This window comes from Actinomyces sp. oral taxon 897 (genome assembly GCF_002999235.1).
Classification (GTDB): Bacteria; Actinomycetota; Actinomycetes; order Actinomycetales; family Actinomycetaceae; genus Actinomyces.
In genome coordinates this window covers 1,483,399-1,506,126 of sequence record NZ_CP027236.1, presented here as the reverse complement: position 1 = coordinate 1,506,126, position 22,728 = coordinate 1,483,399, and the positions used below count along the sequence as shown (strand labels likewise).

The window sequence follows — 22,728 nt, the reverse complement described above, 5'->3', positions numbered from 1 at the left end:
CAGCGCCTTTTTCTGCCTGCGGGGTTGCCACCCTGTTCAGGCGGTATGATAAGGTTGCCTCGTCTGTCTCAGTCCCATGAGTCTCAGCGTCCTAGCCCCTGTTCTCCTCACGGAAGGTCAACCATGCCCGCCTCCCGACCCCTTCGCGCGCTCCTGGCGGGCGCGCTACTGGCCCTCGGCCTGGTGCCGGCGACCGTCGCCGTAGCCGACCCCGCCACCAGGCCGGCACCCGTCCAGATCCTCCCCCTGACCACCTCCAGCGGGCACGTCACCGAGGTCGGCCAGGCGGGCCTGGACCAGGCCGCCTCCGCCCCGCAGGCCCCCGCCTCAAAGGACACCGGCACCCAGGCCGACGCGGGCACCACTGACACCTCCTCCCCGACCCCTGCTCCTGGCACCGCCCCTCTCGTCCTGACCGACCCCGTGAAGGTGGACAGCTTCCTCGTGGCGGGGTTCCGCTGGAGCGGGACGGACACCCTGCCCGAGGGCCTGTCGGTCTACCTGCGGGTGCGTGAGAACGGCGCGTGGTCCCCCTGGTACGAGAGCGGGCCCAGCTCCGCCGGCAAGGACACCGGCGGGGTCGCCGGGAGCGACGAGTTCGTCACCGGTGGTGCCGACGCCGTCCAGGTCAGTGTGGCGGGCAGGAGCGAGGACCTGCCCGCGGACCTCTCCCTGGCAATGGTGCCCGCCACGCCCTCCGGGGAGGCGACCCTCCAGGCCGGTGACCTGGAGACCACGGCGGCCGAGCCCACCGGCGTCGTCGCCTCCTCCACGGAGTCCCAGGACTCCCTTGCTGACCGGCTGACCTCCCCGGCCACCCTGCCCGGTGGCGGAGCGGGGACGACGTCGGACACCACCGACTCGACCACTGGTAGCGGCGACCACCTCACGCAGCCGGCCGTGGTCGGGGCAGGAAGCTCCGTGGGGTCCCTGCCTGTGGACGTGAACACCCGTGCCGACTGGGGGGCCGACCCCTCCGTCATGACGTGGGACCCGGAGTACGTGGCGGCCCACCACGTGGTGGTCCACCACACGGCGGGGACCAACAACTACAGCGCCTGGCAGTCGGCCTCGATCGTGCGCGGTATCTACCACTACCACGCGGTCGTCCTGGACTGGGGCGACATCGGCTACAACTTCCTGGTCGACAAGTACGGGCAGGTCTTCGAGGGGCGCTCAGGCTCCCTGGCGGCCGCTCCCGGCCAGATGGTCATAGGCGCCCACGCCCGCGGGGTCAACACCGGCAGCATGGGCATCTCCATGCTGGGCGACTACTCCTGGGTCCGCCCCAGTGACATGACCCTGGACCGGGTAGGCAAGATGGCGGGCTGGTTCCTGGGACGGGCCGGCTACACCGACGTCAACCAGGTCGCCGGGATCCTGGTGCGCACCACCGAGAAGTACCAGGCCGGGACCGTCCTGAACCTGCCCCGTATCTTCGGGCACCGGGACTCCGGGAACACCGCCTGCCCGGGGGACACCGGCTACTCCATGCTGGGGACCATCCGTTCCATCGCCCAGGACCAGGCGCAGATCTCCAGCCGCCCCTCTACCAACTACCTCGGGTGGGTCCACGAGGGCGGGTCGTGGTACTACTTCTCCTCTCCCGGCGTCATGGCCACCGGCTGGGTCCAGGTAGGGGAGAACTGGTACTACCTGGACCCCGGTACCGGTGCCATGGTCACCGGCTGGGCTGCAGTCGGCTCGCGCTGGTTCTACTTCCGCTCGGACAGCGGTGCCATGGCCACCGGCTGGATTCACCTGAGCTCTGGCTGGTACTACCTGGACCCCACCAACGGCGCCATGGCCACCGGCTGGACCCAGATCGGTCCGGACTGGTTCTACTTCGACGCTACCGGTGTTATGTCCACCGGATGGCTCCAGGTCGGCTCACGCTGGTTCTACCTGGACCCCGCCACCGGCGCCATGGCTCTCGGACGTATCCAGGTCGGCTCGCGCTGGTACTACCTCGACCCCACCAACGGCGCCATGGTCACCGGCTGGGTCCAGGTAGGGTCCGACTGGTACTACTTCGGTGCCTCTGGGGCAATGGCCACCGGGTGGACGGTGGTCGGCTCGCGCTGGTTCTACTTCCGCTCGGACAGCGGTGCCATGGCCACCGGCTGGATTCAGCTGGACTCTGGTCGCTACTATCTTGACCCCGCCACCGGCGCCATGGTCACGGGCTGGATTCTGCTGGACTCGACGTGGTACTACCTGGACCCCACTACGGGCGCCTTGGTCACCCAGCAGCCCGCGAAGGGGGCGTAGCGTTTCCTCCTCCCCGCGTCGGCTGATGTGGGCGACGAGAAAGACTTGCTCCCGAGGTAACACCTCGGGAGCAAGTCTTTACGTGCCGTGGTCGCGTCGGCCTTATCCGCAGGCGGTGATACGGTAGAGGGACGCCTTGCCCTGCCGGGAGACCAGCTCGAATCCCGGGGCGTTGTCCAGGTGCGCGAACCCGGGGACCGGCTTCTTGTCTGAGATGATCTTGCCCGGGAAGTACAGGACGTAGGTGATCCGCATGCGTCTCAGGGCGGGGCAGACAGCGGGGTCGGTGCTTGCCTTGTTGAGCCTGTAGTCAACTCTGTCGATATCCGTGTTGTGCCGGTGCAGAAGGTGCTTCAGGTTGGTGTCGACCCCGGAGATCGCGTAGGCCAGGGACGCCCCTGTCCCAGGGTCGACAGCTACTACGGCGTCCTTCTCAATCAAGTCCGGCAGCCGTTCGATCAGGGCGTACTCGTCAGGGGTCAGCGACGACGAGTCGGCAGACATCAGGTAGCCCTTCTCCACCAGCTTCACCGTGTCGGACATGGCCTCTGAGAGAGGGCCGGTGAGCACCAGGGCGAGAACTATGACAGGGTACGAGGAACGCACCAGCCACTGCGGGACGGTGAGTCTCCCGGCTACCGCCTTCCGAGCCCACCGGGCGAGGACGATCATGCCGAGTGCCGCCAGGGGAACCGCGGTGACCGGGATCAGGGCCGCCAGGCGGCTGGCGTCCTTGTACCAGGTGCCCACGAAGATATAGCGTATCTCCTCGTCCTTGGTGGACCGGGCGACGACGTAGAGGATGCTTGTCGTAATGTGGAGTACGGCCAGCCACCTGTAGGGGCGGGTACGCAGGGCGGCGACAAAGCCAATAAATGTCAGTACGCTGGCTGTCCAGACCACCGGGAGCTGTACGGGCATCGTGGTTACGACTTCCCCGATCGATCCGCTTGTCGCGTAGCTGGGCTCCCAGATCGCTGACTCAAACGGCGGGCGCAGGAAGATCCACGTCACCGCCATGACGATGATCAGGGCGTTGGCGACGTAGGCCTGACGGCGGATCCTGGCCGCGGCGCCCTTGTCCTGTGAGGTACCCAGGACGGTGGTCACACTGAGGACGACCGAGGCGATGACGAGGGTGACTACGGTGTTGGGCTGGGACAGTCCGAGGCCTCCGATCGCCAGGATCCCCGCGGGCAGGAGGAGAGGAGTCGGCTGGGTGTCCGCTGCCGTCAGCAGCTGGTGGGTGGCGGCCAGGACTGACGGAAGCAGGGAGATCGCGAAGAAGTTGGGGTAAAGCACCCCCCAGGACAGCATGACGGAGGGGAAGGCGCTGAGGCTTCCGGCGATGACCGCGGCTGTAAAGAGGGCCAGGTGGTGTCCACGGAAAATGACGTGCGTCAGCGTCAGGCACCCGGAGGTCCACACCAGGGCGGCGACGGCCAGTACGGTCGCGTTCGTGGCCACGGGGACGGCGGTCGCGTGGCACAGCTTCATGGACAGGGCGACGAGCGTGTGCCACCCGACGGGGTAGACGAACCCCTCGGGGGCCTCCAGGTAGAAACGCAGCGAGGACGCGTTATCTGTTTGGAGTATCCACTCCACGGCATTGAGGTGGAAGACCGCGTCAAAGGTCTGTGAGATAGCGTTGGGGGTGTTGATAATGCGGCACACAGTGAGTCCAGTCACTGCCGCTGATAGCGGCCATGCCAGGCACCAGGTCACGAGAGTGCCAAGCCGCGGCCACTGCGAAGCGCTGGTTCTCCGACGCTCAGGGTGTCGCCTGGCGAGCACGAGCCTGACAGCCAGGATGACGATGACAGTGAACAAGGTCACTGCCGAGACCGTTAGCAGCCCCCAGGGAACTGCGAGCATGGGGGCGATAACGCCTGTTCCGGCGATGAGCCCTACGGAGATCGCTGGCGCCAGGCCAATGGCCAAGGACTTTCGCAGCCCTGCGGCGATGCCGACGAGGCCGCCGGGAACGAACAGCAGCGTAGCCGCTGAGGCAAAGACGGGTATGAGTGAGGACCACACGGAGGATACTCTACCTACCCGTGCGCAGTCCGCCCTGCCTTCTGGCGGCCGTCTCCCGGGGCCGGGTGACTCCAGGCGGAACTGGCCGGAACCTACGGGACTGGTGTCGACCACTCTGCGTGCGGCTATTCTTGGGGCATGGGTCCCCGACACGCAGTCCTCGGTTCAGTCGTCCTCCTCACGGCTCTCGGCTTGGCGGGGTGCTCATCGGACCCGACCTCTGCTGCCTCGGCCGTGCCCTCCGGCCCACCGCAGACCGAGGCCCCCACCAGCGCGTGCGGGGCGATGGACGCGGTCCTGGTGGAGGCCCTGGCCCAGACCCCTGAGGGACAGGCCTTCACCAGCCGCCCCCAGGACGCCACCGCTGACCAGACCCGGGCCGCGTGGGGGTCGTTCACCCAGGTCCTGGCTACCGACTACCTCGCCCGGCTGCAGGCCGCCGCCGGGGACGAGGCCACGGCCAGCAGCGCCGTCACTGCCCTGACGACCTACAACTCGGCGAGCGCCCGTCTGGCCAGCGGCCAGGTGCCGGAGTTCCAGGACGAGGCCCAGGCCGAGAAGGACATTAAGCTGGGACGCACCCCGACGCCCAACCCCGAGTACACCCAGGACGTCGAGGCCCTCACCAGCGCCCACCTTGAGCTCAGCCAGTGCATGCCCCACTGGCCGGTCGTCTTCTAGGGGTCTCCAGGGCGGCCCGGTGGGCCGCCCCGGTCCCTGCCGAGGTCGGGGCTGAGGTCACGGGAAGGGCCGGACGACGTAGCCGGTCATGTTCTCCCAGCCGTAGCCGACGGTAATGTGCTGGACCCGGGCCGGACGGCCCATCCAGTCGGTGTGGATCACCTGGTCGTCACCCAGGTAGATCGCCACGTGCGTGACGACGCCCTCGGAGGTGTAGAAGATGAGGTCCCCGCGCTGCCGCTGGCTCAGCGGCACGTGCATGAGGCCAGGGTGGTTGTAGAGCTCCTGGGACGTGCGGTACGCGGGCCAGGCGTGCTTGTACACGTCGATCGGCTGGGGGTCCAGGCCAGCCCGGTAGAGGGACTGGAGGCTCAGGCCCGAGCAGTCGAAGCCGAGGTTGTAGGGGCCGGCTCCGCCCCACGTGTAGCTTGAGCCCAGCTGGTCCCGGGCGTAGCCGATCATGGCCTCAATGCGCTCGCTGCGCGTGGCGCTCAGGGACACTGGTGTCGCCTGGTACTGGTCCACCCACCAGGAGTACCCGGTGTCCAGCGCGTTCCAGGTGCTCTGGTCGACCACGCCGGTCTGGGGAAGGCCGACGCGGCGCTGGAAGTTGCGCACGGCGTTCTGGAAGCTGGCGTCCACGCTGGCCAGCTTGGTGGAGTACCACAGGCCCAGGCGCTGCTGGACGATGCGCACCTTGACGCCGTTCATCCCCCAGGTGAGGTCGTTGGTGGCCCACCCCAGGGAGGTGATCTGGGAGACCGGCTGGAGGTATCCGGCGGGAGCCTGGTAGCCGATCCACACCCCGGTCGAGGTGAAGTGGTAGGTGGTTCCGTCAATGGTCAGGGTGCCGGTGGCCATGGCCCCGGTGATGGGGTTCAGGTAGAACCAGGAGTCACCGACCTTGGTCCAGCCGGTGGCCATGGCCCCGGTGGTGGGGTCCAGGTAGAACCAGTACTGCCCGATGGAGGTCCAGCCCGTGGTCATGGTCCCGGTGGTGGGGTTCAGGTAGAACCAGGAGCCGTTGATCCTGGTCCAGTCCGTGGCCATGACGCCGGTGGCCGGGTCCAGGTAGTACCAGTTGCCGGAGTCGGCCTGCCAGCCGTGGGCCTGCTGGCCGCTGGAGCGGTAGTAGTGCCAGCCGTCGTCCTGCTTGAGCCAGCCGGTGACCATGACGCCGGTAGCGGTCAGGAAGTAGGTGAAGCCGCCCACAGTCAGGGTACCGGTGGCCATGACGCCGGTGGCCGGGTCCAGGTAGTACCAGTTGCCGGAGTCGGCCTGCCAGCCGGTGGACAGGGCGCCCGAGGTACCCAGGTAGTACCAGGACCGGCCGTCCTGCCACCACCCGGTCTGTACGTACCCCTCGTCGTCAAAGCGGTAGACCACGGCCTTAATCCGGGCCCACTGGGAGCGGGCCAGGCTCCCGTCATTCAGGTGCCACTGCCACCGCCCGTTCGCAGCGACCCAGCGGCCCTTACCGGTGAGGTCGACCAGCCCGGGGATGGCGGATCCGGGGCCGTCGGTCTGCGACGCCTTGGCGTCGTCCTGCGGGGTGCCACCGTTCCCGGGGGCACCCTGGGTCACCTCGGGAGTGGCAGAGGGGGAGGGAGTCGGTGAGACCGGGGCACTGGGCGTGGCGGTCGTCGTGTCCTGGGCGGGCGGGGCAGGGTCGTCCGTGCCCACGAGCGCGGCCGCCGGTGCCCCGACCACTACCAGGGCGGCGGACAGAAGCAGCATGACGCCTGTGCGCAGCGGTGCGCGATACCTTGTACTCACCATCTCAGGGTACCGTCTCATAATGCCTGGTGGGAGCCCTGAGGGGCAGGTTCGCTGGTCAGGGGCGCACGGCACCTGTCCTGCTGCGGGGGCGACAGCGCGACCGCCCCGGGTCCCTACTGGCCCTGGGCGGCGTAGGCGGCTTCGACCTCGGCCTTGAGCGGGCGCCACCAGGCCTCGTTGTCCCGGTACCAGTCGATGGTGGCCTGCAGGCCGGAACGGAAGTCGGTGAAACGGGGCGCCCAGCCCAGCTCCTGGACCAGCTTGGAGTTGTCAATGGCGTAGCGCATGTCGTGGCCGGGACGGTCCGCCACGTGGTCGTAGTCGTGCGGGTCGTGGCCCATGAGCTCACAGATGAGCTCGACGACCTCCTTATTGCTCTTCTCCCCGTTGGCGCCAATGAGGTAGGTCTCGCCAATGCGGCCCCGCTCGATAATGTCCCACACGGCGTCATTGTGGTCCAGGACGTGGATCCAGTCGCGCACATTGGCCCCGGCGCCGTACAGGCGCGGGCGCACGCCGTCCATGAGGTTGGTGACCTGGCGGGGGATGAACTTCTCAATGTGCTGGTAGGGCCCGTAGTTGTTCGAGCAGTTGGAGATCGTAGCCTCTACCCCGAAGGAGCGCACCCAGGCCCGCACCAGCAGGTCGGAGCCCGCCTTGGAGGATGAGTAGGGGGAGGAGGGGTTGTAGGGGGTGGTGGGAGTGAACTTGGCAGGGTCGTCCAGCTCCAGGTCCCCGTAGACCTCGTCGGTGGAGATGTGGTGGAAGCGCACCTTGTGACGGCGCACCGCCTCCAGCAGGGTGAAGGTCCCCACCAGGTTGGTGCGGATAAAGGGGGAGGGGTCGCGCAGGGAGTTGTCGTTGTGGGACTCGGCGGCGAAGTGGACGACGACGTCGGCGTCCGCCACCAGCGGGTCCACGGCGTCGGCGTCGGCGACGTCGGCCACGACGAGGGTGACGTGCTCGCCCAGGTCCGCCAGCGAGCCCTTGTTACCGGCGTAGGTGAGCTTGTCCAGGACCGTGACGGTGGCGTCGGGGTAGCGGTGAAGCGTCTGGTGGACGAAGTTGGCGCCAATGAAGCCGGCACCGCCGGTGATGAGGACGTGCATGTCTTGGGTTCTCCCTGAAGATGAGGTGGCGTTCGACGCCGTCGTTCCGTCCCGATGCTACCCGGTCATCCGCCCGCCCCCTCGGCCGGGCAGGCGGGTGCGGTCCCATCTGGTGGGAGGTGGGCTCCGCCCGGCCCCGTGCCGTGGGTCAGGCTCCGGTGCGTTCTCGTCTGGCGGGAGGCGTCCCGCCCGACAGGGCCGGGCGGCTCCTGACGTGTTGCAGGTAGCCGCGTACCGCGGGGCATGATTCCCCCATGCACCAGATCGCCGACGTCAGCGTCATCGGGGCCGGTTTCTCCCGGGTACTGACGGCCGTCACCCTCGTGACGGTCCTCACTGTGAGCGCCGGGCTCGTCTGGTCCGCACGACGGGGCAGCGACCAGGAGAAATGTGATATTAGTCGCGAAGAGTCGGGCCTGGTTCACGGCCTCCGGCGAGCGCGGCGCCTGGGCCGACAGGCCCTGAAGGTGGGGGCGGTGCTGCTGTGCCAGCTGCTCGCCGTCGGCCTGGTAGCGGCCCGGGTCAACTCGGCGATCGTGTTCGTCACCACTCTCGGTCAGGCCGCGAACCTGCTGCTCCCCGGGGGGCAGGAGCAGGACGCCGTCCTCTCCCCGGTGACGCCTGCGCCGCTGCCCGCGGCCGGTACGATACCGGACCCCCGTGATGTCCTCACCCCGGTCCCCCAGGAGGACGGCTACGGCGCCGCCACCGTCACCGGGTGGCGCAGCGGCGCCTCCGGGCAGGTCCGGGTGTGGACGCCGCCGGGGTACGCGCCCGATGACGGGCGGACCTACCACGTCCTCGTGCTCCTGCACGGCCAGCCGGGCACCCCCGAGAGCGTCTCCGAGGGGTACGCGACGGCGCAGCGCCTGCAGGCGGCTGTCCAGGACGGGACCATCCCCCCCACGATCGTGGTGGTCCCCTCACTCAACCTGGACGACCAGCAGTGGCACGAGCCCGACTGCGCCGACGTCGAGGGACACGTCCGGACGGGGACGTGGCTGGCCCAGGACGTGCCGGCCATGATCACCGCGACCTACCCCAACGTGTCCCGGGACCGTGCGCACTGGGGCGTGGGAGGCAACTCCTCAGGGGCCTACTGCGCCCTGTGGACGGCGCTGAGCCACTCGGAGGTCTTCGGGTCGGCCATCTCCATGTCCGGCTACGACATCCCCGTGGTGGGCGGTATGCGCACTACCGCGCAGCTGCGTCGGGAGAACACGCTGAGCACCCTCATTGCCGCCCGGGACCACCAGCCACTGCGGTTCTGGGTGCTCGGGGCCTTGGACGACCCCTCCTCCACCGACCTGGGGCGGACCCTGGCCCAGGCCGCGCCCGCGACGGACTCGGTGACCAGCGTGTCGCTGGCCTCAGGGTCGCACTCGTGGACGCTGTGGAACACCTGGTTCCCCTACGCCCTGGCCTGGTTCGGGGGCGCTACCGACCCGGTCCTGACCGGGCAGTCCCAGTCCGTGGAGGGGGACCAGGTAGGTCCGGTGCCCTGGTGGCGACGGGGCATTGACTCCTTCACGACGATCCGGGGCAGCGGGCTGCTGGTCCTGTCCTGGGCGGCGGTGATCCTGGCCACTGTCCTGGTCCTGCGTGCCCCGGGCTGGCTGGCCGGCCCCCGGCGTCGGGGGACGCAGGCCTTCCTGTGCGCGTGGGCGGTTCGTCTGGGGGCGCTCGGGGTGTGTAGCCTGCTGGGGGCCCTGGCGCTGGGGCTGACCCTCAACAGCTGGGGTGAGTTCTACTCCAGCTGGGAGGTAGCCAGTCTGGATCTTCTGCCCTCGCTGGTCACCGGGCACTGAGCGGCGAGGGCCGTCGGCGCCTGCCTGTGGTCCTGACGCCCGTGCGTCGCCGTCTGCGCCTCGTCCGCCATATGCGACCATAGACGTCTATGGAACGGCACGTAAGTGCCGTGTCCTGATCAGGAAAGGAAGTGAGCCAGTGGGAGTGCTCAGAACCAGGCGCTCGGCCCTGGGCCGGGGAGAGGACGTCGCGGCCGTCTCCGTGACGGGAGGGGTCGTGGAGGCCGGCCAGTGAGCGGGGTCGTCGCCGTCGTGGTGGCCTACAACCGTGCCGAGCTGCTTGCCCAGTGCCTGGACGGACTGGCTGAGCAGGCGGTGGCCCCCAGAGGGGTCGTCGTCATTGACAACGCCTCCACCGACGGCTCCGCCCAGGTCGCCCGTCAGCACCGGGTGGGCGCACAGGTGGTGAGCCTGCCTGAGAACACCGGGGGCGCCGGAGGCTTTGCTGCCGGGATCGCCCGGGCCCTGGCCGTCTACCCTGACGCGCGCTGGGTGTGGCTGATGGACGATGACACCGTCCCTACCCCCGGCGCCCTGGAGGCGCTGCTGGACGCGGCAGCCCGCTACCCGGGCCAGCCGGCCGTCCTGGTGTCGCGGGCGGTGTGGCACGACGGTACCGAGCACCCCATGAACCGGCCCCGTACCCGCGTGGGCCTGACCCGCTCCCTGTACCGGCACGCTGAGGAGGCCGGGTGCCGCCAGGTACGCAGCGCCTCTTTTGTGTCCGTCCTCATGGACGTGCGCGAGGTCCGCGCCCAGGGGCTTCCCAGGGCGGCCTTCTTCCTGTGGAATGACGACTTCGAGTACACGATGCGCCTGCTGCGGCACCGTGTGGGGCTGTACGTTCCCCAGTCCGTGGTCCGGCACCTGACGAGGACGCTGGGCTCCTCCGACTCCGACCCCGGGGAGCGCTTCCGTTTCGAGGTCCGTAACAAGATGTGGACCTTCCGCTACGGAACCGGTCTGGGGGCGCTGGACCGACTGCTCTACGGGTTGGGTACCACACGGCGCTGGGTGCGGACGTACCTGGGGTCCACGGACCGGGCCGCCCTGGTGCGGGCTGGTTGGAGGGGGGCGCGTGAGGGGCTGGGCGCCCCCAGGCCCACGACGCGGATCCTGGCGGCCACACCGGTCGGTGACGATGTCGCCCGCCTTGAGGCGGGTGCGGTGTGACGACCCGGGAGAGCCCTCCGGAGTTCAGCGTCCTCCTTCCCGTCTACCACAAGGACCGGGCCGCGTTCCTGCGCCGTTCCCTGACGTCGGTGACCGTGGACCAGGAGCTGCCCCCTGACGAGGTGCTCCTGGTGCGTGACGGTCCGGTGCCGTCCAGCCTGGAGGACGTCCTCGTCGACGCCGAGTCCGGGAGGCTGACCGACGGCGTACCCGTGCGTGTGCTCAGGCTGGAGAGGAACCAGGGCCTGGCGCGGGCCCTGGAGGAGGGGCTCGCCGCCGTCTCGTACGACACCGTCGCGCGGCAGGACGCTGACGATATCTCACTGCCCGCTCGTTTCTCCTGCCAGCTGCCGCTGATAGCCAAGGGCTACGAGCTCGTCGGATCCGCTATTCAGGAGTTTGTTGACGAGGCCGACCAGGAGGGCCTGGTGAGGCGTCAGCCCGCGAGTATGGAGGGTATCCGTCGCGCCCTGAGCATCCGTGACCCCTTCAACCACCCCTCCGTGGTGTTCAGCGCGAGCAAGGTCCGTTCTGTCGGCGGCTACCAGGACCTGGATCTGATGGAGGACTACTGGCTCTTCGCCCGGATGGTCCACTCCGGGGTCCGGGCCGTCAACGTCCCGGAGGTCCTGGTACGTTACCGGGTCGGCGCCGGCGCCTACGCTCGTCGCGGCGGCCTGCGCCTGCTGCGTAGCGAGCTGACCCTCCAGGCCAGGATGCGCCGTTCCGGTATCGTGACACGTTCCCAGTTCGTGCGTAATATCGTCGTGCGGGCTGGATACAGGCTGGTGCCGACCCCGGTGAGGGCGACAGCCTACAGGGGGGCGCAGCGTGCGCTCCTGCGTCGTCGAGGCTGAGACCGGGGCAGGCGGCCCAGCGCGCCCCACGTCCAGGCGGTGGCCGGCTGCATGAGGCGGACGCCACCTCACGGTCAGGGCCCGGGGTGGCAGCAGAGGCTGAGGAACGAGGAGGAACGTGAGGCACGGTATCCGTTCGCTGGGTACGGCACGCCCGAGGAAGACCCTCCGGGGGGACATCCAGGCCCTACGCGCGCTGGCGGTGCTCATGGTCGTCGGCGTCCACCTGTGGCCCTCGCGGCTCAAGGGCGGCTTCGTGGGGGTCGACATCTTCTTCGTCATCTCCGGCTTTCTCATCACCTCCCACCTCCTGCGTGAGCTCGACGCCACCGGCAGCATTAGCCTGGGGCGCTTCTACGCCCGACGTGTGCGGCGTCTCCTGCCTGCCGCCTACCTGGTCATCCTCGTCTCGGCGGCTGGTGTCGTCCTGCTCATGCCCTGGGACCTGTGGGGACGCAACTTCACCGAGCTGGCCGCCTCCGTCGGCTACGTGCAGAACCTCTGGCTGACGGCGCAGTCGGTGGACTACCACGCCCAGGGGCAGGCCGCCACCGTGGCCCAGCACTACTGGTCCCTGTCGGTCGAGGAGCAGTTCTACCTGGTGTGGCCTGCCGTCCTGCTGGCCCTACGTCACCTGTTTGGCCGACGCCGGTACGTCCAGGGGGGTGGGGACGCGATGAGAGCTCGTTTCCGCAGGTTCCTCGCGCTCGGGTCGGTCGTGATCGTCCTGGTGTCCTTCGGGTTCTCCCTGTGGTTTACTGGGTTCAGCCCGAGGCAGGCGTACTTCTTTACCCCGGTGCGTTTCTGGGAGTTTATGACCGGAGGGTGCCTCGCGGTTTTGTCTCCCTGGATCTCCCGGGTGCTCGGTGGCGCGGGCGCGCTCGTGCTGGCCGTGGCCGCCTGGGCGGGACTGGTGGTCAGCGGGTTCGTCGTGGACCCGGCGAAGCCCTTCCCGGGATGGTGGGCGGTCCTGCCGGTGGTGTCAACGGCGTCAGTCATTGCCGCTGGCTGCCCCGGGGCGGTGCCGGGACTGCGCCTCCTGACGGACCTCAGGGCGGTGCGCCTCCTGGGCGACGCCTCTTACTCGATGTACCTGTGGCACTGGCCGTTCATTATCCTGCTCCCTCATCTGCTGGGACGTGCCGTCCTGCTTCCTGAGAAGCTCGTTATCCTGGTGGCGACGACCTTCCTGGCGGTCCTGACCAAGAGGTGGGTCGAGGAGCCGGGACAGCGGGTGAACTGGGGTGTACGTCGTACCTTCGCCGTGACGGCCGGCGCCATGTCCGTGGTCCTGGCCCTGTGCGCCGGATCGGTGGTCTGGGCCCACAGGTCTATTGCGTCCGCCGCCGCGGTACAGCGGGACTTCCTCGACCAGGAGTGCTCCGGCCCGGCTGCCCTGCTCAGGACCGAGTGCCGCGACCACGTCAACGACCCCCTGGTATCGACCGTCCTGGGGCAGGACGCCGAGTACTTCCGGGAGATCCCCGGGTGCGTGTGGCTCTCCGACGCCCAGGACAACGGTATGCCGTCCGTCTACGAGTGCGACTACACTCCGGCCGGGCAGAAGCCTTACACGGTCATGCTCATTGGGGACTCCCACGCCCAGCAGTGGGAGGGCACCCTTAACGCCGTCGCCAAGCGTAACGGCTGGCGCATGCGCCTGAGTCTCAAGGGCGGGTGCCCTATTACCCACCTCCCCCTGTCCATCGGGGATCCCAAGGCTGAGGCAGAGTGCAGCAGGTCCCAGGCGGCCGTGGACGAGTACGTCCTGGCTCAGGCGCCGGACGTCGTCGTGTACTCCACGTACGCCATCGGGGAGCACGTCGACGACGGGACAGGACGCAGCCAGGGCGAGATGTACTCCGACGCCCTGGGGGCCACGTGGTCCCGGTGGGCGGCCAATGGTACGCGGGTGGTGGTCGTCGCGGACACGCCCCTCAACGACGCCGTCCGGCCGGCTGAGTGCGTGACCGCTAACGCCAGCAACCCGGAGGTGTGCGCCCGCCCGCGTTCCGAGGCGCTCCCGGACTCCCCCATGAGCACGGCAGTGAGGGCGCTGGGGGATCCTCGGGTCACCCTCGTGGACCTGACCGACGCCTTCTGCGACGAGACCCGGTGCTACGCGGCGGTCGGGGGCCTCCAGGTCTACTACGACTACAACCATGTCCAGCGGGCCTACGCCATGAAACTTGTGGACCAGCTCGACGCCGGGATCAAACGGCAGACATAAGATGGCGCACGTACTGGTGGCCGGGGCGGAGTGGCGGCACAGGTGGGGCCGACGGTGCCCGGAGGCTCGTCGCGCACCAAAAGGTGACGATAACCACTGCCGCGGGGAGGGGGCTGGCGGGGCTGCGCGGGCTCGTCGCGGCTCTGACGTGGTGGAACCTGGGTTAGACTGTTGGTTGAGGGAAGGATCTTGTGGTGAGTTATGATGTCGTGGTTGTTGGCTCGGGTTTGTTCGGGTTGACGGTGGCTGAGCGGTGTGCTAATGGGCTTGGTCTGAGGGTTCTTGTTGTTGAGCGGCGTGATCATATTGGTGGTAACGCGTACTCGGAGGCTGATCCGGTTACCGGTATCGAGGTGCACCGGTATGGTGCGCACCTGTTCCACACGTCTAACGAGCGGGTGTGGGAGTACGTGAACAGGTTCACGTCGTTCACGTCGTACGTGCACCGTGTGTACACGGTGCATGGTGGGGTGGTGTACCCGATGCCGATCAACCTGGGGACGATCAACCAGTTCTTTGGTGCGGCGTACTCTCCTGACGAGGCGCGTCGGTTGGTGGCGGAGCAGGCGGGTGAGCTGGCTGGCAGGGATCCGGGGAACCTGGACGACAAGGGGGTCAGCCTGATCGGGCGGCCGTTGTACGAGGCGTTCATCAAGGGGTACACGGGTAAGCAGTGGCAGACGGATCCGCGGGATCTGCCGGCGTCGGTGATCTCGCGGCTGCCGGTGCGGTACACGTACGACAACCGGTACTTCAGTGACCGGTACGAGGGGCTGCCGGTGGACGGTTACACGGCCTGGCTGGAGCGGATGGCGGACAGCCCGCTGATCGAGGTGCGTACGGGGGTGGACTTCCTGGACGGGTCGCAGCCGCTGAGCCGGGACGCGCTGCGGGGGCGGGTGCCGGTGGTGTACACCGGGGCGGTGGACCGGTACTTCGACTTCTGTGAGGGGGTGCTGGGGTGGCGGACGATCGACCTGGTGCGGGAGTACCCGGACACGGGTGACTTCCAGGGTACGAGCGTGATGAACTACGCTGACGCTGACGTGGGGTACACGCGTATCATTGAGCCTCGGCACTTCCACCCGGAGCGTGACTACCCTGGTGACCGGACGGTCATTATGAAGGAGTACTCGCGTTTCGCCGGGGAGGGTGACGAGCCGTACTACCCGGTGAACACGCCGCGGGACCGTGAGCGGCTGCTGGCCTACCGTGCCAGGGCCGAGGCGGAGCCGGGCGTGTACTTCGGCGGCCGGCTGGGGACCTACCAGTACCTTGACATGCACATGGCGATCGCCGCGGCCCTGAACATGTTCGACAACACCATCACACCACACTTCCACAAAGGCACCTCCCTGAACGGAGAAGGAACCAAGGCATGAGCACCACGACGCGAGTCCTCCAGCGTTTTGTCCTGCCCGCTGACAGTGACGACGACATTCTGCCGCTGTACGCTGAAGGCGAGATTCTCTCGGTGGCCCCGCCCCCTGCCGACAAGCAGGACAGCGACCTTCCCACCGGCATGGCCGAGACCGCGCGCCAGAGCGGCGGTCAGATTATCTCTCGGTACAGTTACCGGATTCCCTCCCAGACTCGGTCGTCCTTTGGTACCTACTTCAACGCCTTCCCGGCGGCGTACTGGCGTCGCTGGACCATAGTGACTGAGGTCACGCTGAAGGTTCAGGTCCGGGGATCCGGGTCCGTCATTGTCTACAAGTCCAATGCCCGGGGCTCTGCTCACCGTGTGGCCAGCTCCCGCATTGGCGCCCAGGCCGAGGAGCTGGCCTTCAAGCTGCCGCTGGACACCTTCGGCGACGGGGGCTGGTACTGGTTCGACGTCGTGGCCGACTCCGCCGACGCCGTCGTGGAGGCCGCCCACTGGGAGACCGAGGTTCCCCAGGAGACGCCCTCCGGACGCACCACTATCGGGATCACCACCTTTAACCGCCCGCACGACTGCGCCACCGTGCTCACCCAGCTAGGCGCCTCCAAGACCCTGCCGAGTGTGCTTCGCGAGGTCGTCGTCGTGGACCAGGGGGACCGGAAGGTCAAGGACGACCCGCTTTTCCCGGACGCTCAGCAGTCCCTGGGCGAGCACCTGCGTGTCGTGGACCAGGCCAACCTCGGTGGCTCGGGCGGCTTCTCGCGTGGCATGTACGAGGCCCTGGAGGACGGGGCCGACTACGTCCTGCTCCTGGACGACGACGTGCGTATCGACCCGGAGGGCATTGTGCGGGCGACCACCTTCGCGGACCTCACACGTGTGCCGACGATCGTGGGCGGGCACATGTTCTCCATGTATGAGCGCACCATGCTCCATGCCTACGCCGAGCACATCCAGCCCTGGCGCTTCTGGTGGGAGGCGTCCAGGGGCACCGAGCACGACCACGACCTGTCCAAGGCGCCGCTGCGTACCACACCCTGGCTGCATCAGCGTGCCGAGGCCGACTACAACGGCTGGTGGATGTGCCTCATCCCGACCTCCGTCGTCCGCCGGATCGGCCTCAGCCTGCCCTTCTTCATTAAGTGGGACGACTCCGAGTACGGTCTGCGGGCCAGCGAGGCCGGCGTGCCCACGGTCTCCTTCCCCGGGGCCGCTGTCTGGCACGTGCCGTGGACCGACAAGGACGACTCCCTGGACTGGCAGGCCTACTTCCACGAGCGCAACCGGCTGGTGGCGACCCTGCTCCACTCCCAGTACAAGTACGGCGGGCGGTTCATTAAGGAGTCGATGTACGACCAGATCAAGCACCTGCTGTCCTCTCAGTACTCAGTCGCGGAACTGCGTCTGAAGGCCATTGAGGACGTCCTCAGCGGCCCCGGCCACCTTCAAGCCGGGATCTCGACGATCGTGCCGGAGGTGCGGGCTCTGCGCTCGGGCTTCGATGACGCGACGGTGGAGAGGGATCCCGACGCCTTCCCCATGGTCCGGCGTCAGAACCTGCCCCCCAAGGGTGAGAACCGTGGCTACCCCAAGACCATCGTCGGCCGCCTCACCATGGCGGTCAAGGGCACCATTAAGCAGGCGCTGCCGGTCAGGGAGTCCTCCCTGGCCCACCCGGAGGCGCGCGTCCCGTGGACCGACGCCCGCTGGTGGGTGCTCTCCCAGTTCGACTCCGCCGTGGTGTCCAACTCCGACGGCTCGGGTGCCTCCTGGTACCACCGTGATCCCGTCCGGTTCCGTGACCTGCTGGCCCGCTCGGTCGTCCTGCACAGGCGCCTGCGCCAGGAGTGGGACGCTCTCCAGGGCAGCTATCGCAGGCAGCTCGACGAGGTCGTGGGGCCCCAGGCGTGGATCCGGACCTTCGGTATCGTCCCTGCTGGCTCCAAGCCCAGGAAGGCCGCCGTGAAGGGGAAGAAGACCGCCGTGAAGGACGGCTCTCGGAAGTCTCGGTGACTTAGGCCTGCCGGGCCGGGGGCGACCCCGCCCCCGGCCCGGCAGGGCCGTCTGGGTTAGACTGTTGGTTGAGGGAAGGATCTTGTGGTGAGTTATGATGTCGTGGTTGTTGGCTCGGGTTTGTTCGGGTTGACGGTGGCTGAGCGGTGTGCTAATGGGCTTGGTCTGAGGGTTCTTGTTGTTGAGCGGCGTGATCATATTGGTGGTAACGCGTACTCGGAGGCTGATCCGGTTACCGGTATCGAGGTGCACCGGTATGGTGCGCACCTGTTCCACACGTCTAACGAGCGGGTGTGGGAGTACGTGAACAGGTTCACGTCGTTCACGTCGTACGTGCACCGTGTGTACACGGTGCATGGTGGGGTGGTGTACCCGATGCCGATCAACCTGGGGACGATCAACCAGTTCTTTGGTGCGGCGTACTCTCCTGACGAGGCGCGTCGGTTGGTGGCGGAGCAGGCGGGTGAGCTGGCTGGCAGGGATCCGGGGAACCTGGACGACAAGGGGGTCAGCCTGATCGGGCGGCCGTTGTACGAGGCGTTCATCAAGGGGTACACGGGTAAGCAGTGGCAGACGGATCCGCGGGATCTGCCGGCGTCGGTGATCTCGCGGCTGCCGGTGCGGTACACGTACGACAACCGGTACTTCAGTGACCGGTACGAGGGGCTGCCGGTGGACGGTTACACGGCCTGGCTGGAGCGGATGGCGGACAGCCCGCTGATCGAGGTGCGTACGGGGGTGGACTTCCTGGACGGGTCGCAGCCGCTGAGCCGGGACGCGCTGCGGGGGCGGGTGCCGGTGGTGTACACCGGGGCGGTGGACCGGTACTTCGACTTCTGTGAGGGGGTGCTGGGGTGGCGGACGATCGACCTGGTGCGGGAGTACCCGGACACGGGTGACTTCCAGGGTACGAGCGTGATGAACTACGCTGACGCTGACGTGGGGTACACGCGTATCATTGAGCCTCGGCACTTCCACCCGGAGCGTGACTACCCTGGTGACCGGACGGTCATTATGAAGGAGTACTCGCGTTTCGCCGGGGAGGGTGACGAGCCGTACTACCCGGTGAACACGCCGCGGGACCGTGAGCGGCTGCTGGCCTACCGTGCCAGGGCCGAGGCGGAGCCGGGCGTGTACTTCGGCGGCCGGCTGGGGACCTACCAGTACCTTGACATGCACATGGCGATCGCCGCTGCCCTGAACATGTTCGACAACACCATCACACCACACTTCCACAAAGGCACCGTCAAGTGAGTTCGATCGCCGACCAGGAGTTTGTGACGCCGGGCCGTTCCTCCGGTCTCTTCGAGGTTATTAAGCAGCCCTACCTGACGTCGCTGATCGTGCACAAGGAGCTTCGGGCCCGTTACCGGGGCTCGGTCTTCGGTATGCTGTGGAGCTACGCCAAGCCCGCTACGCAGTTCCTGGTCTTCTACTATGCCATCGGCGTGTTCATGCGGATGAACGACCAGGTGCCGAACTACGTCATCTACATGTTCTCCGGCGTCATTCTCATCAACTATTTCAGTGAGATATTCGGGAACGCCACGCGCTCTGTCGTCGGCAACGCCCCCCTCGTGAAGAAGATCTACCTGCCTCGTGAGCTCTTCCCGGTCTCCTCCATGCTGGTAGCCCTCGTGCACTTCCTGCCCCAGGTGGTCACCCTTCTCGTGGGCGCCCTGTACATGGGGTGGTGGCCCTCGTTGACCAGCGTCGCCGCGATCCTCGTGGGTTTTGTGATCGTGACCTTCTTCGCTCTCGGCCTGGGACTGCTCACCGGGGCGGTCAACGTGTTCTACCGGGACTCTGAGAACTTCGTCGACCTCATCCTCATGATGGCGACCTGGCTGTCCCCGGTCCTGTACACCTGGAGCATGGTGTACAAGGCGCTGGGGCAGGTGTGGGGCGGCGCCCTGTGGTACGTCTACCAGCTTAACCCGCTCACGATCGCCGTCGAGCTGTTCCACTACGGCTTCTGGGAGGCGACTCTCGACGGCACGGGCGGGGTCGTGGTGTCCGCCGTGATGCCTGGCATGACGAGGTGGGTGCTGCTCGCCCTGGTGACCTCCTGCCTGGTGCTCCTCCTTGGTGAGACAGTGTTCCGTAAGCTTGACTCCCAGTTCGCCCAGGAGCTATAGATGTCAGAGATCATCAGGGTCGACTCCGTCATCAAGGAGTTCCGTATCCAGAACACCCACACGCTCAAGGACCGTCTGGTGTGGACCCTGCGGGGCAGGCGTAACCAGCTCACTCACGAGTTCCGGGCCCTGGATGACGTCTCGTTCCGGGTCAACGAGGGGGACTCGATCGCCCTCATCGGTTACAACGGCTCGGGGAAGTCCACCATGCTCAAGCTGATCTCCGGGGTCATGCAGCCCACCGCCGGGAAGATCGGCGTCCGCGGCAGGATGGCGGGCCTGATCGAGGTGGGCGCCGGGTTCCACCCCGACCTGACGGGGCGGGAGAACGTGTTCCTTAACGGGGCCATCCTGGGAATGACCCGAACGGAGATCGAGGACGCGTTCGACGACATCGTGCGGTTCTCCGAGATCGAGCAGTTCATCGACACCGAGGTCAGGTTCTACTCCTCCGGCATGTTCCTGCGCCTGGCGTTCTCGGTAGCGGTCCACACCGACCCGGACATCTTCCTCATTGACGAGATCCTTGCCGTCGGGGACGAGCCGTTCCAGCGAAAGTGCCTGGACCGTATACGTCAGATGCAGGAGATGGGGCGCTCCCTGGTCATTGTGAGCCACGACCTCAACATGGTCAGGGAGCTCTGCACCAGGGGCATTATGCTCCAGCAGGGCAAGCTGGTCGTGGACGATACCGCTGAGAAGGCGGTCAGCGTCCTCAGGGAGGCGTAGGCGCATGGATGCCGAGCTGTTCGCCGCCCAGGTCTCCGACCTGCTGGGGGCGGAGACCGTCTCAATGTCGGTGACGCCCAGGGTGAGGGCGGTTATCGACCGCCTGGGGGCGGCCTGGGTCGCCTCCGCCCTGCGCCCGCTCCTGCTGCTCAGGGGCGCTGACCAGACACTGTCCGCGGAGCTTCACGTCTGTGACCGCCAGCCAATGACCTACGTGGCCCAGACCCGGGGAGCCGGCCATGAAGGAGTCGTCCTGGTCGGGGACGGCCGGGGCCTGTCCGCCGGGCACCTGACCCTCCCCGGCCCGGGCGTACTGGACGGGTCGGCACCGTTCGCCATAGGGCCGCAGGACACCACCTGGATGCGGCTGGCCTCCGGGGCCTACGGGCGCTTGTACCGCCACCTCCCGCTGGGCCTGGACACCTACCGCCAGTGGTGCAACCACCGCCGTCGCCTGGATCTACGAGCTGGCTCCTGGAGCAGCGCCACCACCGGGGCCGGTCCTGGCGCGGGACAGCGGACCATGTGGGTGGCCATGCACTGGGCCGAGGAGGGAGGTGCCGAGTCGTGGGCCTGGGCCCAGGCCAGGCTTGCGGCCCAGGCCGGCTTCAACCTGGTCATCACCACCGACCGCGCCGCGCCGCAACGCCTTCTGGACCAGGCCCTGAGCCTGACCCCCCACGTCTACAGCGCGGGTAACGCCGTCCCGGTCTCGGAGTTCCCCCGTCTCGCCATGGCCCTCATGGACAGGCACCAGGTCACCGATATCCACATCCACCACTCACTCCTGGCCTACCGGGCGCTCCCCCTTGTCCGCGCCCTCTACCCCGGCACCAGGGTGGAGGACTCCACCCACGTGGTGGAGTACCGCGGTGGTGGTTTCGTGGGGATGTCCGTCGCCGCTGACGGCATGATCGACCTGCACCACGTCATCTCCCCCCAGCTCCTCCGCCTTTACCGTCAGGCGGGTGTACCTCGGCACAAGGTCGTCTACCGGCCCCTGACACAGGTCGGGGCACCTGGTCGGGCCCGGGCCCGGCGGCCGGTAGCGGGCGCCCCTGTGCGCGTCGGCTTCCTGGGCCGTTTCTCGGTGCAGAAGCGTCCTTATCTTTTCCAGCGCGTCGCGGCGGTGCTCTCACGGGGCCTCCCGGGACGTTTTGCGTTCATTATGCAGGGCGCCGGTGAGCTCGAGGGGACGATCCTCAAGGACAGCCGGAGGCTGCGGCTCGGGGACACGATAGAGTACCGGCGGTGGGGGCCGGCGGAGGACCTCCTGCAGGACGTTGACGTGCTGCTTGTCCCCTCCGAGAACGAGGGGCTGACTCTGACCGCGCTCGAGGCCGACGCCGTGGGCGTGCTCGTGGTGTCAGCCGACGTCGGCTCCCAGGACTCCGTCGTCGCCCAGGAGGCCCTGCTCCCGGCGCAGCCCGTCGCCTTCATGGCCGAGGCCGTCCGCCTGCTGAACCGGCTCGCACGACACCCCTCCCTGCGGGTCCGGCTCCTGGCCGAGCAGCACCGCAAGGTGGGCGAGGTCGAGCGCGCGGAGTCGGCTAGCTCGTTCTTTTCCCACCACTACCAGAAGCTGGTGTCCCCGTGAACGGACAACCCGAGGTGGCCGCGGTCGTCGTCACCTATAACCGTCTTGAGCTCCTTGAGAGGGTACTGGACGCCCTCGAGTCCCAGACCTACCCCGTAGGGCGCGTCTACGTCATCGACAACGCCTCAACGGACGGCACGTCTGAGTACCTGGCCTCCCGGAGGTGGAAGCGCCCGGCGTCGGTCATAACCGCGAGGGTCAACACCGGCGGGGCGGGCGGGTTCACCCGGGGTATCGAGGCCGCTGCCGCAGGCGGGGCCGACATGTTCTGGCTCATGGACGACGACACCCTCCCGCACCCTGACGCCCTGGAGAAGCTCGTAGAGGCCTACGCCCGCTCCACCGGCATGCGGGGTAAGGCGCCTTCCTTCGCCTGCTCCCAGGTGCTGTGGTCGGACGGCAGCCTCTGCGAGATGAACAACCCGGAGCCGACCTGGGACTGGTCACGTCCCCTGGCGGCCGGGGGGACGTGGCTGGACGTGCAGTCCTGCTCGTTCGTCTCGTGCCTGGTCTCGCGTGAGGCCGTCAGGTCAGTGGGGCTACCCTACAGGGAGTACTTTATCTGGTACGACGACGCCGAGTACACTCTGCGCCTGTCGAAGTGGAGCCCGGGGATATTCGTCCCGGAGTCCCGGGTCACCCACCTCCTGGCGAGCAACCGTGGAGTGAACTGGGGGGACGTCACTGCTGACAACATCTGGAAGTTCGAGTACGGCATGCGCAACCAGGTCTCCGCCGCGTGGTCGCTGCGCAGGCCTCACATCGCCGTCGTCCTGGCAGAGAACGTCATTGGGCAGATGAGGGGATCCGGCGTCCCGGCGCCCCTGCGTCTGCGACTGCTGCGAGCGGCCTGCCGAGGACTGTTCTTCCACCCCAAGAGACGTTACCTGCGCTCATAGGTACCGGTAGCACCGAGGAGAAG

The 22,728-nt window shown here is 67.6% G+C and carries 16 protein-coding genes; 13 read left to right on the top strand and 3 right to left on the bottom strand.

What is annotated here, in order from left to right:
• Positions 1-123 precede the first annotated feature (123 nt).
• The gene (locus C3V41_RS06095) at positions 124-2,271 is read left to right on the top strand and encodes an N-acetylmuramoyl-L-alanine amidase (protein ID WP_254423706.1); all 2,148 of its coding nucleotides are present in this window, start codon (positions 124-126) and stop codon (positions 2,269-2,271) included.
• Positions 2,272-2,373: 102 nt separating this feature from the next.
• On the opposite strand, the gene C3V41_RS06090 is transcribed toward C3V41_RS06095, so the two are convergent.
• Positions 2,374-4,308: a DUF6541 family protein gene (locus C3V41_RS06090; protein ID WP_106109525.1), complete on the bottom strand. Its 1,935-nt coding sequence runs from the start codon at positions 4,306-4,308 to the stop codon at positions 2,374-2,376.
• Between the two features lie 138 nt (positions 4,309-4,446).
• Between C3V41_RS06090 and C3V41_RS06085 the strand changes: the two genes are divergently transcribed.
• The gene (locus C3V41_RS06085; RefSeq protein WP_217350962.1) at positions 4,447-4,989 is read left to right on the top strand and encodes a hypothetical protein; all 543 of its coding nucleotides are present in this window, start codon (positions 4,447-4,449) and stop codon (positions 4,987-4,989) included.
• A gap of 57 nt (positions 4,990-5,046) precedes the next feature.
• On the opposite strand, the gene C3V41_RS06080 is transcribed toward C3V41_RS06085, so the two are convergent.
• Together C3V41_RS06080 and rfbB are read right to left on the bottom strand one after the other, a co-directional pair.
• On the bottom strand, positions 5,047-6,765 hold the full coding sequence (locus C3V41_RS06080; RefSeq protein ID WP_368033289.1) for an NlpC/P60 family protein: 1,719 nt from the start codon (positions 6,763-6,765) through the stop codon (positions 5,047-5,049).
• A gap of 116 nt (positions 6,766-6,881) precedes the next feature.
• A complete protein-coding gene (rfbB, locus tag C3V41_RS06075) occupies positions 6,882-7,877 on the bottom strand; it encodes a dTDP-glucose 4,6-dehydratase (protein WP_106109522.1) in 996 nt (331 codons plus the stop codon).
• Between the two features lie 254 nt (positions 7,878-8,131).
• On the opposite strand from rfbB, the gene C3V41_RS06070 reads away from it, so the two are divergent.
• From C3V41_RS06070 to C3V41_RS06020, 11 genes are all read left to right on the top strand, one after another.
• On the top strand, positions 8,132-9,685 hold the full coding sequence (locus tag C3V41_RS06070) for an alpha/beta hydrolase (RefSeq protein ID WP_106109521.1): 1,554 nt from the start codon (positions 8,132-8,134) through the stop codon (positions 9,683-9,685).
• A gap of 231 nt (positions 9,686-9,916) precedes the next feature.
• Positions 9,917-10,858, top strand: coding sequence for a glycosyltransferase (locus tag C3V41_RS13675; protein ID WP_106109520.1), 942 nt, complete (start codon positions 9,917-9,919; stop codon positions 10,856-10,858).
• The gene (locus C3V41_RS13670; RefSeq protein WP_106109519.1) at positions 10,855-11,715 is read left to right on the top strand and encodes a glycosyltransferase; all 861 of its coding nucleotides are present in this window, start codon (positions 10,855-10,857) and stop codon (positions 11,713-11,715) included. The genes C3V41_RS13675 and C3V41_RS13670 overlap by 4 nt, the downstream gene beginning before the upstream one ends.
• A 118-nt stretch (positions 11,716-11,833) precedes the next feature.
• On the top strand, positions 11,834-13,945 hold the full coding sequence (locus tag C3V41_RS06055; protein ID WP_106109518.1) for an acyltransferase family protein: 2,112 nt from the start codon (positions 11,834-11,836) through the stop codon (positions 13,943-13,945).
• A 194-nt stretch (positions 13,946-14,139) separates the two neighbouring features.
• Entirely contained in the window at positions 14,140-15,327 is a 1,188-nt protein-coding gene (glf, locus tag C3V41_RS06050; RefSeq protein ID WP_106109517.1) for a UDP-galactopyranose mutase, read from the top strand.
• Complete coding sequence (locus C3V41_RS06045) at positions 15,324-17,342, top strand: glycosyltransferase (protein WP_106109516.1); 2,019 nt, start codon at positions 15,324-15,326, stop codon at positions 17,340-17,342. Before glf (C3V41_RS06050) ends, C3V41_RS06045 begins: the two co-directional genes overlap by 4 nt.
• Before the next feature lie 87 nt (positions 17,343-17,429).
• Positions 17,430-18,596 carry a UDP-galactopyranose mutase gene (gene glf / locus C3V41_RS06040; RefSeq protein ID WP_106109515.1) on the top strand — a complete coding sequence of 389 codons (1,167 nt, stop codon included), beginning with the start codon at positions 17,430-17,432 and terminating at the stop codon, positions 18,594-18,596.
• Positions 18,593-19,480: an ABC transporter permease gene (locus C3V41_RS06035; RefSeq protein ID WP_106109514.1), complete on the top strand. Its 888-nt coding sequence runs from the start codon at positions 18,593-18,595 to the stop codon at positions 19,478-19,480. Before glf (C3V41_RS06040) ends, C3V41_RS06035 begins: the two co-directional genes overlap by 4 nt.
• The gene (locus C3V41_RS06030) at positions 19,481-20,209 is read left to right on the top strand and encodes an ABC transporter ATP-binding protein (RefSeq protein ID WP_106109513.1); all 729 of its coding nucleotides are present in this window, start codon (positions 19,481-19,483) and stop codon (positions 20,207-20,209) included.
• A gap of 4 nt (positions 20,210-20,213) precedes the next feature.
• Positions 20,214-21,806 (top strand): glycosyltransferase, encoded by a 1,593-nt coding sequence (locus tag C3V41_RS06025; protein ID WP_106109512.1) that lies wholly within the window; start codon positions 20,214-20,216, stop codon positions 21,804-21,806.
• The gene (locus C3V41_RS06020) at positions 21,803-22,705 is read left to right on the top strand and encodes a glycosyltransferase family 2 protein (RefSeq protein WP_106109511.1); all 903 of its coding nucleotides are present in this window, start codon (positions 21,803-21,805) and stop codon (positions 22,703-22,705) included. The genes C3V41_RS06025 and C3V41_RS06020 overlap by 4 nt, the downstream gene beginning before the upstream one ends.
• Positions 22,706-22,728 lie beyond the last annotated feature (23 nt).

What these genes read in the sequence shown, in the direction of transcription:
- rfbB (WP_106109522.1), bottom strand. Translation starts at nt 7,877, where the DNA reads ATGCACGTCCTCATCACCGGCGGTGCCGGCTTCATTGGCGCCAACTTC.
- C3V41_RS06085 (WP_217350962.1), top strand. Translation starts at nt 4,447, where the DNA reads ATGGGTCCCCGACACGCAGTCCTCGGTTCAGTCGTCCTCCTCACGGCT.
- C3V41_RS06025 (WP_106109512.1), top strand. Translation starts at nt 20,214, where the DNA reads ATGGATGCCGAGCTGTTCGCCGCCCAGGTCTCCGACCTGCTGGGGGCG.
- C3V41_RS06045 (WP_106109516.1), top strand. Translation starts at nt 15,324, where the DNA reads ATGAGCACCACGACGCGAGTCCTCCAGCGTTTTGTCCTGCCCGCTGAC.
- C3V41_RS06030 (WP_106109513.1), top strand. Translation starts at nt 19,481, where the DNA reads ATGTCAGAGATCATCAGGGTCGACTCCGTCATCAAGGAGTTCCGTATC.
- C3V41_RS06070 (WP_106109521.1), top strand. Translation starts at nt 8,132, where the DNA reads ATGCACCAGATCGCCGACGTCAGCGTCATCGGGGCCGGTTTCTCCCGG.
- C3V41_RS06095 (WP_254423706.1), top strand. Translation starts at nt 124, where the DNA reads ATGCCCGCCTCCCGACCCCTTCGCGCGCTCCTGGCGGGCGCGCTACTG.